Source organism: Neorhizobium descurainiae, from assembly GCF_051400715.1.
Classification (GTDB): domain Bacteria; phylum Pseudomonadota; class Alphaproteobacteria; order Rhizobiales; family Rhizobiaceae; genus Neorhizobium.
Map to the genome: position 1 here is coordinate 448,091 of NZ_JBLFFK010000002.1, position 13,477 is coordinate 461,567.

12 protein-coding genes are annotated in these 13,477 nt (G+C 64.6%); 7 read left to right on the plus strand and 5 right to left on the minus strand.

What is annotated here, in order from left to right; genetic code table 11:
* Positions 1 to 175: 175 nt before the first annotated feature.
* Complete coding sequence (gene putA, locus ACMGE0_RS05750) at positions 176 to 3,298, minus strand: bifunctional proline dehydrogenase/L-glutamate gamma-semialdehyde dehydrogenase PutA (RefSeq protein ID WP_436814900.1); 3,123 nt, start codon at positions 3,296 to 3,298, stop codon at positions 176 to 178.
* A 110-nt stretch (positions 3,299 to 3,408) separates the two neighbouring features.
* On the opposite strand from putA, the gene ACMGE0_RS05755 reads away from it, so the two are divergent.
* From ACMGE0_RS05755 to ACMGE0_RS05765, 3 genes are all read left to right on the plus strand, one after another.
* A complete protein-coding gene (locus ACMGE0_RS05755) occupies positions 3,409 to 3,870 on the plus strand; it encodes an Lrp/AsnC ligand binding domain-containing protein (RefSeq protein WP_436814901.1) in 462 nt (153 codons plus the stop codon).
* A 148-nt stretch (positions 3,871 to 4,018) separates the two neighbouring features.
* The gene (locus tag ACMGE0_RS05760; protein ID WP_436815070.1) at positions 4,019 to 4,753 is read left to right on the plus strand and encodes a helix-turn-helix transcriptional regulator; all 735 of its coding nucleotides are present in this window, start codon (positions 4,019 to 4,021) and stop codon (positions 4,751 to 4,753) included.
* Positions 4,754 to 4,854: 101 nt separating this feature from the next.
* Complete coding sequence (locus ACMGE0_RS05765; protein WP_436815071.1) at positions 4,855 to 5,265, plus strand: PAS domain-containing protein; 411 nt, start codon at positions 4,855 to 4,857, stop codon at positions 5,263 to 5,265.
* Positions 5,266 to 5,279: 14 nt separating this feature from the next.
* Here the strand turns inward: ACMGE0_RS05765 and ACMGE0_RS05770 are convergent, their stop codons facing one another.
* From ACMGE0_RS05770 to ACMGE0_RS05785, 4 genes are all read right to left on the minus strand, one after another.
* The gene (locus ACMGE0_RS05770) at positions 5,280 to 6,161 is read right to left on the minus strand and encodes a bifunctional helix-turn-helix transcriptional regulator/GNAT family N-acetyltransferase (RefSeq protein ID WP_436814902.1); all 882 of its coding nucleotides are present in this window, start codon (positions 6,159 to 6,161) and stop codon (positions 5,280 to 5,282) included.
* 56 nt (positions 6,162 to 6,217) lie between these two features.
* The gene (locus ACMGE0_RS05775; RefSeq protein ID WP_436814903.1) at positions 6,218 to 7,381 is read right to left on the minus strand and encodes a DUF2333 family protein; all 1,164 of its coding nucleotides are present in this window, start codon (positions 7,379 to 7,381) and stop codon (positions 6,218 to 6,220) included.
* A gap of 134 nt (positions 7,382 to 7,515) precedes the next feature.
* A complete protein-coding gene (locus tag ACMGE0_RS05780; protein WP_436814904.1) occupies positions 7,516 to 8,454 on the minus strand; it encodes a hypothetical protein in 939 nt (312 codons plus the stop codon).
* A 123-nt stretch (positions 8,455 to 8,577) separates the two neighbouring features.
* On the minus strand, positions 8,578 to 9,159 hold the full coding sequence (locus ACMGE0_RS05785; protein WP_436814905.1) for a thymidine kinase: 582 nt from the start codon (positions 9,157 to 9,159) through the stop codon (positions 8,578 to 8,580).
* Between the two features lie 196 nt (positions 9,160 to 9,355).
* On the opposite strand from ACMGE0_RS05785, the gene ACMGE0_RS05790 reads away from it, so the two are divergent.
* The 4 genes from ACMGE0_RS05790 (at position 9,356) to ACMGE0_RS05805 (ending at position 13,379) form a co-directional block, all read left to right on the plus strand.
* Entirely contained in the window at positions 9,356 to 10,309 is a 954-nt protein-coding gene (locus tag ACMGE0_RS05790) for a choline ABC transporter substrate-binding protein (RefSeq protein ID WP_436814906.1), read from the plus strand.
* A 272-nt stretch (positions 10,310 to 10,581) separates the two neighbouring features.
* On the plus strand, positions 10,582 to 11,442 hold the full coding sequence (choW, locus tag ACMGE0_RS05795; protein WP_436814907.1) for a choline ABC transporter permease subunit: 861 nt from the start codon (positions 10,582 to 10,584) through the stop codon (positions 11,440 to 11,442).
* A gap of 8 nt (positions 11,443 to 11,450) precedes the next feature.
* Positions 11,451 to 12,506 (plus strand): choline ABC transporter ATP-binding protein, encoded by a 1,056-nt coding sequence (choV, locus tag ACMGE0_RS05800; RefSeq protein ID WP_436815072.1) that lies wholly within the window; start codon positions 11,451 to 11,453, stop codon positions 12,504 to 12,506.
* A 72-nt stretch (positions 12,507 to 12,578) separates the two neighbouring features.
* Positions 12,579 to 13,379, plus strand: coding sequence for a HugZ family pyridoxamine 5'-phosphate oxidase (locus ACMGE0_RS05805; RefSeq protein ID WP_436814908.1), 801 nt, complete (start codon positions 12,579 to 12,581; stop codon positions 13,377 to 13,379).
* The last annotated feature ends 98 nt before the right edge of the window (positions 13,380 to 13,477 follow it).

Genomic DNA, 13,477 nt, shown 5'->3' on the forward strand with positions numbered 1-13,477 from the left:
TCCTCGATGTTTCACCGCTCGACGAAAAGGGCCCGGAGCGGCGGTCCGAGCCTTTCCGTTTGCGGGAGTAAGACCCAGTACGCTGCGCCGTATCCCAGCCCGTCGCTTGATCTCCGGGCGTTCGACGCTCAAAACGCTCCACCGGAGCGTTTTGCCGGCCTGCGGCCGGCGCGTCTCACCCCTCGCCGATCGCGATCAGGCTGGCATTGCCGCCGGCGGCGGCCGTGTTGACCGAGATCACCTGCTCCTCGGCGAACCGCATCAGGTATGCCGGGCCGCCCGCCTTGAAGCCGGTGCCGGAAAGGCCCGAGCCGCCGAAAGGCTGGGTGCCGACCACGGCGCCGATCATGTTGCGGTTGACATAGACATTGCCGACATCCAGCGCCTCCGTCACCTTGCGGATCGTGGCCTCGATACGGCTGTGGATGCCGAGCGTCAGGCCGTAGCCGGTGGCGTCGATGGCGGAAAGCACCTTGTCGAGCTCCTTCGCCTTCCAGCGCACCACATGCAGCACGGGGCCGAAGACTTCCCTGGTCAGCGCCGCGGGGCTGTCGAGCTCGACGATATGGGGCGCGAAGAAATTGCCCGTCTCCGGCACATGTCCGGCATAGCGCACCTTCTGCTTCGTCCGCATCTCCGCCACATGGTCGGAAAGCATCCGCCGCTGGCTCTCGTCGATGATCGGGCCGACATCGGTGTTCTGCCTGATGGGATCGCCGAGATTGAGTTCCGCCGCCGCCCCTTCGATCATTTTCAGCATGCCGTCGGCGACATCCTCCTGCAGGAAGAGCAGCCGCAATGCCGAGCAGCGCTGGCCGGCCGAGCGGAAGGCCGAGACGACCACGTCGTCCGCGACCTGCTCGGAAAGCGCCGTGGCGTCGACGATCATCGCGTTGATGCCGCCGGTCTCGGCGATGAGAGGCACGATCGGACCGTCCTTGGCGGCAAGCGCCCGGTTGATCGCCCATGCCGTCTTCGTCGAACCGGTGAAGGCGACGCCGGCGAGCTTCGGATGCGCGGTGATCGCCGCACCCACCTCCGGACCGCCCGGCAGCATTGCCAGCGCCTCCGCCGGCACCCCGACCTGATGGAAGAGCTTGACCGCCTCGAAAGCGATAAGCGGCGTCTGCGGCGCCGGCTTGGCGATCACGGTATTGCCGGCCACGAGCGCCGCCGAGACCTGGCCGAGGAAGATGGCGAGCGGGAAATTCCAGGGCGAGATGCAGCCGAACACGCCGCGGCCGCGCCAGAAGTGCCGGTTGTCCTCGCCGGTCGGGCCGGGCATCGGCACCGGCATGCCGAAGAGTTCGCGGCTTCTGTCGGCATAGTAGCGGCAGAAATCCACCGCCTCGCGGATCTCCGCGATGCCGTCGTCCAGCGTCTTGCCGGCTTCCGCGGCAAGCAGCGCCAGCAGCCGGTCTCGGTTTTCTTCGAGCAGGCCGGCCATCCGCTCCAGGCAGGCGGCGCGGGTCTCCACCGGCTGGCGCGACCAGGCCTTGAAGGCCTTGCCGGCTGCCGTAAACGCGGCGTCGACGTCCTGCACGGTCGCGTGACGCACGGTGCCGACGATCTTCGACCGGTCGGCCGGCGACGTGACCGGCTTTTCCTCGGCCTTCGAGGCGAGGCCGGCGACCAGCGGCCCCGCCTTCACCTCCGGCCACGGCCTGTCGAGGCTCGCCATGAGCTTTTCCAGATTTTCCCGATGGCCGAATTCGAAACCGGCGCTGTTCTTGCGGCGCCCGTAGATGTCGGAGGGCAGCGGGATCTGCCTGTGCCGCGCGCTGATGCCGTCGTCGAGCCCCAGCCGCGCCGCCGGTCTTTCCAGCAGCTTCTCCACCGCGACGTTCTTGTCGCCGGCCACCGCCACGAAGGAGGAGTTGGCGCCATTCTCCAGCAGGCGGCGCACGAGATAGGCGAGCAGGTCGCGATAGCCGCCGACCGGCGCATAGATGCGGCAGGCGATCCGGTCGTTGCTTTCGAGCAGGTCGTCGTAGAGCGCCTCGCCCATGCCGTGCAGCCGCTGGAACTCGAAGCCGGAACGGTCCGGTCCGGCAAGCTCCAGGATGGTGGAGACCGTCAGGGCGTTGTGGGTCGCGAACTGCGGAAAAATACGCGCCCGCTTGGAAAGGAGCTGCTGCGCGCAGGCGAGATAGGAAAGGTCCGTCGCGGGCTTGCGCGTCCAGACCGGATAGTCTTCGAGGCCGCGCTCCTGCGCCCGCTTCACCTCCGTATCCCAATAGGCGCCCTTGACGAGGCGCACCATCATCCGCCGGCCGAGCGTCGCGCAGAGCTGGTCGACATAGTCGATCACCGCCGTCGAGCGCTTCTGATAGGCCTGGATGGCGAGACCGAAGCCGTCCCAGCCGGAAAGCGAGGGGTCGGAAAAGACGGCCGCGATCACGTCGAGCGAAAGTTCCAGCCGGTCGGCCTCCTCCGCGTCGACGGTGAAGTTGAGCTGGTATTCCTTCGCCATCCGCGCAAGGTCAAGAAGGTCGGGCACCAGCTCCTTCATCACCCGGTCGCGATGGGTCGCAAGATAGCGCGGATGCAGCGCCGAGAGCTTGACGGAAATGCCCATGCGGTCGGGAAGCTGCTTGCCCTTGCCGTTCTTCGCCATATAGGCGCCGATCGACTGGATCGCGTCGGCATAGGAGCGGAAATAGCGCTTGGCGTCTTCCGCCGTGCGGGCGCCCTCGCCCAGCATGTCGAAGGAATGGCGGTACCCTTTCTCCTCGCTCCTGGCGGCGCGGGAAAGCGCGTCCTTCATCGTCTCGCCGAGCACGAAATGGTGGCCGAGGAAGCGCATCGCCTGCTTGGTGGCGCTGCGCACGGTGGGCAGGCCGACGCGCTTGACGAGGCCGCGAAGGATCCCCTCCGGCGTCTCGCCGGGTCCGATGACGCGGGCCGAGACGGCGAGCGCCCATGCCGAGGCCGAGACGAACCAGCTCTCGCCGGACGCCTCGTGGGTGCTCCAGCCGCCCTCCCGCAGCTTGTCTTCGATCAGCCGGTCCTGCGTCAGCGCGTCCGGCACGCGCAGCAGCGCTTCGGCGAGCACCATCAGCGCCAGCCCCTCGCGGGTCGAAAGCCCGTATTCGCGCAAAAAATCCTCGACGCCGCCGACCTTGCCCGAACCGTCGCGGATGGCGCTGATCATCCGCCGCGCCCGCTGGTCGATCGCCGCGTCCTGCGCCGGCGAGAAACCGGTGCGGGCTGCGAATTGCCGGATCAGCCGGTCGTCGTCGCCGGCATAGGGGGCGTTGAAGGGAATGAATGGCTGGGTCAGAATCTGCTGGTTCATGGATGCCTCCGTTTCATTCCCCACATAGCGGGAATTCCCTGGCGATTTCGGCGGATTTCTGCGATACTCACCGGATATTAAACTACATTCATTCCACTTGGCAGGCAAAAATGAAGGAACTCGACCGTCTCGACCGCAAGATCCTTCGGGCGCTCCAGAAGGAAGGCCGCCTCAGCAACATAGAACTCGCCGATCGCGTCAGCCTTTCGCCGACGGCGACCGCCGAACGCGTCAAGCGGCTGACCCGCGAGGGTTACATCCTCGGCTATAGCGCGCAGCTCTCGCCGGAGAAGCTTGGCCGCAACCTGCTCGTCTTCGTGCAGGTGAAGCTCGATCGTACCACACCCGACGTTTTCGATGCATTCGCCGCCGCCGTCAAACGCAGCGACGACGTCATGGAATGCCACATGGTGGCGGGCGGCTTCGACTATCTGGTGAAGGCGCGCGTCGCCGGCATGGAAGCCTACCGCCAGTTTCTGTCGGAGGTGATTCTTCCTCTCCCGGGCGTCCGGGAAACCCATACCTATGCGGTGATGGAGGAAGTTAAGGGAACCGGACATATCCCCGTCTAAGGCCTGTTCGGGATAACCCCCTGAATTCCCGAGAAAAAAGTGATTGCCTGTCATAAATTTCCTGAGTATCTGTTGCATTGCACGAAAATTCGCTGGCTATTCAAACAGATTTGTATATTTGTTAACGTTAACATAAATATTTCTTCAGCTGACCTGCATGATAACCTTGGAACGGCAATCGATACTCAACAGCGAAATTTCGGCCGCCGACTCGCAGGTGGAAATATTTGGCGCCCTGCAGCGGACCGCCCATGAATTCGGATTCCGCCACGTTACGCTGTATGCCGCCACCTCGCCGGATGAGGTGTTGATGTCGCGGATGATCGTCGAGACGACGCTGCCCGGCGCCTATGTCCAGGAATTCGACCGCCGGCGCCTGCTGAAGCTGTGCCCGGTCGCACCCCTCATCGCGAAATCCGCCCTTCCCTTTTGCTGGTCGGTCGACGAGCCGGAAAACGTCCGCGGCTTTGCGATCCCTGCCGCCATGGAAGAACTCCAGCGCCGCTACGACATTCTCACCAGCGTCGCCATGTCGCTCAATTCCGTCGACGGCGACCGTTTCATGCTGCGCTTCGACGGCGTCCGGCCCCGCCTCACGCAGGTGGAGCTGAACGAGATCGGCATGATCGTGCTGCATGCCTTCGATGTCTTCGACAAGCTCCGCCGCAGCGCCAAGTCGGCCGCCGCCGGCCCCCTGAGCAGCCGCGAACTCGAAGTCGTCCGCTGGACTGCGCAGGGCAAGACCTCGGTCGAGATCGGCCGCATCCTGTCGCTCTCGGATCACACGGTGAATGCTTATATGACGAATGCCATTAAGAAACTGGATTGCGTTAATCGCACGCAGTTGGTAGCTAAAGCCATCAGATTGAAACTGATCGTATAGATACAGAGGATACGGGGGCGACGTATCCTTATCCTGCGTGGAGAAACCGATTGCCATTCTGGCTTGAACTCGCCCGGACAAATCCGAACAGACAACACGAAATGATAGGCTTGAGCGACACGGAAGTCGTCGAACTCGCGACTGCCTTCCGCCTTTACGGCTTCTGGCGTTTCGATATCGATAGCGGCCACCTGTTCGCGACCGAGGACGTCAGCCGCATTTTCGGTCTCGAACATCGGGAAGGCCCGATGAACCTCGTGGAGATCGGCGCCCGCATCCATCCCGAAGACATGCCGCTGCTCATGGAAACCTTCGAGCGCGCCAGCGCCGGTCGGCTGACCTATCACAACATCTACCGGATCAAGTCCGATGCGGAACATTACAAATACGTCCGCTCCGTCGGCAAGTTCCGGGACAAGCCGGGCACCGGCGGCGAGGTGGTGGGAATCACCTACGAATTTTTCGCCCAGCGCCCGGGCGTGACCTTCTTTCTCGACGAACCGGGCAACTGAACCGGGAACATGGGCTAGATCTGCTTTTCGAACCAGTGGTCGGCATAGGGTTCGGCGTTGAAAGCAGCAACTTCGCGATAGCCTTCGCTTCGGTAGAACGTCTGCGCCTCCAGGAGCACGCGATTGGTCTCGAGGCGAAGCGTGCCGAGCCCGATCTCCCGCGCCTTGGCTTCGAGTGCCCGCAGCACGCGCCGTGCGATGCCAAGCCCGCGCGCGTCGGGCGCCGTCCACATCCGCTTGATTTCACCGGTCGAAGCACCGGTCACTTTCAGAGCGCCGCATCCGACGGGTGCTCCGTCGAATTCCGCCAGAACGAAATAACCGGCGGGCGGCGTCATCTCCGCAACCGTGGCCGAGTTGCTCCTGTCCGGATCGAAACCCGTGTCGAAACGCGTCGCCAACTCCGAAAAATACCGCGCGAGACAGGCCTGGGCGGCCGGACTGGCTGCCGCCTTGAAATTCACTTCGACCGAACCCGCCCGGAGCAGGCGTTCGACTTCCGCCATGGCTTCGACCAGCCGGACGCGCTGGCTCGGACCGAGAGGCATCAGGAAAGACATCGCGAGCTGGTCCGAGAGCGTGTCGTAGGTCGCACGCTCGGCGCGGCCCTTGGGCGTCAGCGCCACGCGCCGCACCCGGCGGTCCCCGCCGCCGTGATCGGTCGCAATGAGCCCTTGCCCTTCGAGCGAACGCAAGAGACGGCTCACATAGCCGGAATCGAGCTTCAGGCGTTCCCGCAGAAGGCGCACGTCGATGCCCTTCTCGCCGATCTCGTGAATGAGGCGGGCTTCGCCGAGAGGCCGGCCGCGTTGCAGATAGCTGTCCTCGAGCGCCCCGACATGCTGCGTGACGGCGCGGCTGAAGCGGCGGACCTGCGCTATATGCTCCTTCTCCATTCTCTGACTTTAGTCAGATATCGAATCCGGCGCAAGGAATTCCCGATCGAGACGCCTTAACGATCGAGGACCGACCGCACTTCCACCAGGTTCGAACGGACCATCAGGGTATGGAACCCCATCACGGCAAGATGGCTCGGCATGATCATGCCGTCCTCGCGGCCGTTGGAGACGATCGCCGGCCGGACGCGCAACGCTGCCCTGAAGCGGGCAAGCGTATCGTTCCAGAGCGATCCGAGATTGCGCTCGCGGATCACCTGGGCGAAATCGGCACCGGCGCCGGAAAGCACGGCGTAATAGCCGTAGAGCTGGCCGTAGGCGAACCAGAACCGGTCGTCGGCGCGCGTATCGAACCAGCCGGCGCTGTTGTTTTCCGAGCGCTCGCGCAGGATCGCGGCAGTGCCGCCGAGATCGTTGGCGATGCGGTCGACGAACTGGATCAGATTGTCGGCGCGGGTGTCGAACGTCGCGTTGCAGGACGAAAGGTCGGTGTTGAAGGCCCGGAGCTTCTGGATTGCCGTACGGTAATAGGCCGGCGTCGGCGTTTTGAAGCCGAAGGGATCGAGGCCGAAATACCAGGAATATTCGTCGAACTGCAGGTTTCCGCGCGCGTCCTGCAGGTTGCTGTTGATGCCGGACGTGCCGCGCACGCGCCCGAGCGTGTCGACGAGTTCGGTCGAGGTGCGGCGCACGGCCTGGTTCACGCCGCGCTGGAACGAGGCCTTGTTGTCGAGGAAGGGCGTGTGGTCCCAGTCGATGCCGAAGAACCCGAGCCGGTAGAGCAGCATCGAGGAGATCCAGGCGTTCTGGTTGACGTTCATGTCGGTCAGGTCGGCCGCGGCGTCGACGATCGCCGACGACTGGCACTGCCGGGCGACCGTATTCGTCGCGGTCGTTGCGGGAGCCGCGTTGGCGCCTGCGGGCGCCGTCGTCGGCGGCAGTTCCTGCCCCGCGGGCACGGTGCGCTCGGACCAGCGGTAGCTGTCGACGAAATTCGGGTTGAAGCCGCTCCACACCTGCGTCTGCCAGAAGAAATAGCCGTAGAGGCCGACGAGGAGCACGAGAAGGGCGAGGATCGGCCCCTTCACCATCCAGTGGCGTCGGCCGTACCAGCCGTGCGCGGCCATGAACGGCCAGAGGAGCCAGGCGACCAGGAGGCCGATGCCTCTGCCGACGGCCTGTCCGATCCGTTGGAACAAGGCGGTAATCCGGTCGAGCATCGCTGTCTCCTGTAAGGCGGCTTCCGAGTGTGCTCAACACATATGTGTTCCCCCGGAAGAGCACAACTGGTCGCAGCCTTTCGCCGCAACCATAGGAAAAGAATCGCCAAAGCGCGGGCCGGCGGGAAACCCGCTCAGGAACGAGCGGGCCTGAAGCGCAAGATCGCCGGCAGCCAGAAGACCGCCTTCGCCGGCCGGACCTCCACCGCCGCCTCCCCCGCGGCCTCCGCAGGAAACCGCTCGGCGAATGCCCGGTCGGCGTGATCCTTGCGCCGGTCGAGACCGCGCACCGTCAGCATGCCCTTCGCAAAGCGCTCAATCTCGGCCGCAAGGTTCGGAAAGGGCTCCGGCCTGAGCCCCTCGTCGCCATGTCGGGCGGTTTCGGAAACGGCCTGGTGGAGGATCAGCAGATCTTCCGTATCGGCCATAAGCTTGTGGAGAAGCGTGTTAAAGACCTTGACCCGCCCGTTCAGCGCATCGATGAAGCCTTGAAAAACGGATACGCCACGTTCCGCATGCCGCGCGGCCTCGACCCGGGTCATCGCCCCGCCCATCTCGCTGCGCAGCTTTCCGATGACATACGGCCGGCCGTCGATGAATGCCAGCAGATCGCCTTCGCTCTTCGCGCGCTGTGCGAGAAGGATATCGCGCTCCGCCTTCACGAGGCCGACGAGAAGATCGGCGCGGCGCAGAAGCTCGGCAAGATGGCCGGGCGGAACGGCGCGGCGCCAGCGTGCCTCGATCCGCCGGCGCATGGCGGCTTTCGAAACATGGCCGATCAGCCTTTCGAGACGTGTCGGCCGTTCGCGCGTGTCGAACTCCGACCTCCGGATGCCGATCTCCGCGGCAAGGCCCGCCACGAGCCGGGCGATGGCTTTCTCGGTCGCCTGCAGTTCCGGTACCGCGGCCTTGAGGTTCCCGTCCGCCGCGGCAAGTCTCGCCTCGTCGGGAAGCTCGCGATTGCCGGCGGCTCCCGCAAGCAGGGCGGCGGGCGGCTCGAACGCCTCGCGCATCGCAGAAAGCATGTCGCCTATGCGCGCGATTTCGCTGTCGAAAACCCGTTTTCCCACCACGCCGCCTCTCCTCCCGTCACGGGAGAAGATAGTGCCGCCGGGAAATTCCGCCACGGCGGCGCGACGATATTCGGCTTTGACAATGGTCGATCTCGCCGCGACGCTCAGCCCAGACGCCGACCGTCACTCGCAGCGGATCCGGTCCTCCCAGTGCCGGCGGCAGAGCGAGACGTATTTCTCGTTGCCGCCAACCTCGACCTGCGCTCCCTCGCGTACGAGATTGCCCTCGGCGTCGAGCCGCACCACCATGGTCGCCTTGCGGCCGCAGAAGCAGATGGTGCGCACTTCGCGCAGCTCGTCGGCGATGGCGAGCAGTTCCAGCGAGCCCGGAAAGAGCTTGCCCTGGAAATCGGTGCGCAGCCCGTAGGCCATAACGGGAATGCCGATCCGGTCGCAGACGCGCGCGAGCTGCCACACCTGTTCGGCCGACAGGAATTGCGCCTCGTCGACGAAGACGCAGGCGATCGGCTCTTCGCCGTGCATGGCCTCGATCGCCGAAAAGAGATCGTCCGACGATCCGAAGGGGATAGCGTCGGAGGAAAGCCCGATCCGGGAAGACACGCGCCCCTTGCCGGCCCGGTCGTCGAGCGCGGCGATGAAGATCGCCGTGCGCATGCCGCGCTCCTGGTAATTGTAGGAGGCCTGCAGGAGCATGGTCGACTTGCCGGCATTCATCGTCGCGTAATGGAAATAAAGCTTTGCCATGCTCCGCTTCTGATCGCGAACGGGATTCGACGGAAGCGCGCATTCGCCGATACTCACAGGAATATGTGCCGGAAGCGGCGCGCCGGCAAAGTCACAAATGTCGCAAATAGCGCCGATCCATGGCCGCGAATGCGCACGCTTGCCTCGTCTCAGCATATATTGATAATGGCGGGAACCAGAAAAAGGGGAGCAACTCATGCGCATCACCACCTCGCTGAAAACCACGCTCGCAGCCGCAGCCTCCGTCCTGGTGCTGGCCACCGGCGCCATGGCCGCCGAACCGGAAGCCTGCGGCACGGTCCGCTTCTCCGACGTCGGCTGGACCGACATCACCGCCACCACGGCGACCGCCAGCGTCCTTTTGAAGGCGCTTGGCTACGAGACCGACGTGAAGGTCCTTTCCGTCCCGGTCACCTACAGCTCGCTGAAGAACAAGGACATCGACGTCTTCCTCGGCAACTGGATGCCGACCCAGGAAGCGGATGTGCGCCCCTACCTCACCGACAAGTCGGTGGAATCCTTCGGGCCTAACCTCGTCGGCGCCAAGTATACGCTCGCCACAAACGCCAAGGGCGCCGAGCTCGGCATCAAAGATTTCAAGGATATCGCCAAGCAGAAGGATGCGCTGGAAGGAAAGATCTACGGCATCGAGCCCGGCAATGACGGCAACCGCCTGATCCTCGGCATGGTCGAGAAGAACACGTTCGATCTCGGCGGCTTCGAGGTGGTGGAATCCTCCGAACAGGGCATGCTCGCCCAGGTCGCCCGCGCCGACAAGGCCGGCCAGCCGGTGGTCTTCCTCGGTTGGGAGCCGCATCCGATGAACAGCAATTTCAAGCTCACCTATCTTTCCGGCGGCGACGACGTCTTCGGGCCGAATTTCGGCGGCGCCGAGGTCTATACCAACGTGCGTGCCGGCTTCACGGACGAGTGCCCGAATGTCGGCGCCTTCATCAAGAACCTGAAGTTCTCGCTGTCCATGGAGAACGAGATCATGGGCGGCATCCTGAACGACGGCGACGAGCCGGAGGACGCCGCCACCAAGTGGCTGAAGGCGAACGGCACGGCGGTCGAACCATGGCTCGCCGGCGTCACCACCAAGGACGGCAAGCCGGGCCTCGAAGCGGTGAAGTCCGAACTCGGGCTGTGAGCATTGAGCGGACAGGGGCAAACGCGCATGGGAAAAAGACAGCCCGGCAGACCGATCTCCCCTCTTGAGGGGGAGATGCCCGGCAGGGCAGAGGGGGGTGATGTCTCGGCACCTCACCGACTTCATTGTTTGCCGCAGCGTGGCTACCCCCCTCTGTCACCTTCGGTGACATCTCCCCCTCAAGGGGGGAGACCAGAGGAAGCCCGCCGAAGTGCCTTGTACCTTTACAGCCGCCTGACACGATTTCCCCTCGACCAAGACAGGCTTCGAACGTGAATTGGCTTCCCGAATGGCTCGTGGATTCCGGCGGCAAGTTGCGCCTCGGCAATTGGGCGAAGGATTTCGTCGATTGGCTAACGGCCAATGCCGACTGGTTCTTCGACTGGCTGTCCGCCGTGCTGTCGGGGGTCATCGACGCCCTGCTTTTCGTGCTGCAATGGCCGAACCCCTACGTGCTGATCGCCCTCATCACCGCGCTCGCCTGGTGGCTGCGCCGCTCGGTGGGCGTCACGCTCTTCACCTGCCTCGGACTGCTCGTCATCTATAACCAGGGCTATTGGAAGGAAACGACCGAGACGCTGGCGCTGGTGCTGGCAGCCACCGCCGTCAGCATGGCGGTCGGCGTGCCGTTCGGCATCCTCGCGGCCCGGCGCGCCTGGGTCTACGAGGTCATGCGGCCGATCCTCGACCTGATGCAGACCATCCCGACCTTCGTCTACCTCATCCCCGCCTTGATCCTCTTCGGCCTCGGCATGGTGCCCGGCCTCATCGCCACCGTCATCTTCGCCATTCCCGCGCCGATCCGGCTCACCCGCCTCGGCATCGTCTCGACGCCCGGCGCCTTGACGGAAGCCGCCGTCGCCTTCGGCGCCACGCCCGCGCAGGTGCTCCGCAAGGTGGAACTGCCCTTCGCCATGCCGCAGATCATGGCCGGGCTGACCCAGACGATCATGCTGTCGCTGTCGATGGTGGTGATCGCCGCGCTGGTCGGCGCCAACGGCCTCGGCGTTCCGGTGGTCCGCGCGCTCAATACGGTCAACATCGCCCGCGGCTTCGAGGCGGGCTTGTGCATCGTCATCCTGGCGATCATCCTCGACCGCATGTTCCGCACCTCGACGGGAGACGGCGCATGAGCGAACAGATGACGGATTGCGTGGTCTTCGATCGCGTCGACATCGTCTTCGGCGACAACCCGGAACGGGCGCTGGCCATGGTGGACGAAGGCAGGACCCGCGACGAGATCAGCGCCGCGACCGGTATCGTGCTCGGCGTCGCCGATGCTTCGCTGACGATCCGCGAGGGCGAGATCCTCGTGCTGATGGGCCTTTCTGGCTCCGGCAAGTCCACCCTGCTCCGGGCCGTCAACGGCCTGGCGCCGGTCGTGCGCGGCTCCGTCCGCGTCGCGACCCCGTCGGGGCCGGTCGATCCTTATAAGGCAAGCCCGAAAGTGCTGCGGGACCTGCGCATGCACACGGTCTCCATGGTCTTCCAGCAGTTCGGCCTGCTGCCCTGGCGCACCGTCTCGGAAAACGTCGGCTTCGGCCTGGAGCTTGCGGGCGTCGCGGAGGCCGAGCGGAAGAGCCGCGTCGGCGAACAGCTCGAACTCGTCAACCTGGCGAAATGGGCCGACCGCAAGGTGGGCGAGCTTTCCGGCGGCATGCAGCAGCGCGTCGGCCTTGCCCGCGCTTTTGCGACCGGCGCGCCGATCCTGCTGATGGACGAGCCCTTCTCGGCGCTCGATCCCTTGATCCGGACCCGCCTGCAGGACGAGCTTCTGGAATTCCAGCGGCGGCTCAAGAAGACCATCCTCTTCGTCAGCCACGATCTCGACGAGGCCTTCCGCATCGGCAACCGCATCGCCATCATGGAGGGCGGCCGCATCATCCAGTGCGGCACGCCGCAGGAAATCGTCCGGGCGCCCGCCGACCAATATGTCGCCGATTTCGTGCAGCACATGAATCCGATCAGCATGCTGACCGCAAGCGACGTGATGCGTCCGGGCGTGAATGCCAGGGCCGGCGCGGCGGCCGTCTCCGCCACCGCCCGCGCCGATACGCCGCTCGTCGATATCCTCGACGCGCTGTCACGCCAGCCGGGCGCAGTCGGGGTGGTCGACAACGGCGCGATCATCGGCACGATCTCCGCCGAAGACGTTGTCGCCGGCCTCACCCGCCACCGCCGGCGCGACGGCGGCTGACCGAGGCATTCCGCCGGCTTCCGCCCCGCGACGACAGGTGGTATGCCCGCCGGCGAAACAGGAGTGGACGAGATGGCCGACGAATCCCAGTCCGGCAAAACCGAGACCGGCAGGCCGCCGCAGGCCGACCAACCGCCCGAGGCAGACAAGCCGAAGGTTCTGCGCGATACGGACGACGAAGCCCGCCGCCTCGCCCGCACGCTGGTCCGCGGCGTGCGCTACATGGCGCTCGCGGTCCTCGATCCCGAGACCGGTTTTCCCTCGGTCAGCCGGGCGCTGACCGGCACCGATGTCGACGGCGTGCCGGTGATCCTCGTCTCCGGCCTCTCGGGCCACACGAAGGGGCTCGTCGCCGATCCGCGCTGCTCCTTGCTTGCCGGCGAGCCGGGCAAGGGCGATCCGCTCGCCCATCCGCGAATTACGGTCCAGTGCCTTGCCGAAAGCGTCGCCCGCGATACGCCGGAGCATGCCCGCATCCGCCGGCGCTTCCTTCACCGCCACCCGAAAGCCGCCCTTTATGCGGATTTCGGAGATTTCCGCTTCTTCCGAATCACTCCGCAGAGCGCTTCGCTGAACGGAGGCTTCGGCCGTGCATATTTACTGTCCGGCGATGATTTGGTGATTCGCGAACCGGGAATCACCTCCGACTGGCTCGACCTCTCTGAAAATTTGATTGGCATGACGGATCTGGCGGAGACCTTTGCCGCTCGTCTCCACACGCAAAACGGGAAGAACTGGCGTTTCGTCGGCGCAGATCGGGCCGGAATAGACCTGATTGCAGGGGATTTTCTACTTCGGCACGAATTTGATGTCCTTGCCGCCTCGCCCCGGGCAGTGCTTGATTATGTTTTTGAAGACGCTAAAGTACGTTAATCTGTTACCTGAAATTTAGGGATATACAATCCTGTTTGCTCCTTGTTAATTTTCGCCTGTAGGACGAACGGGCGAATTTTGAAGCGGGGGGCCGCTTT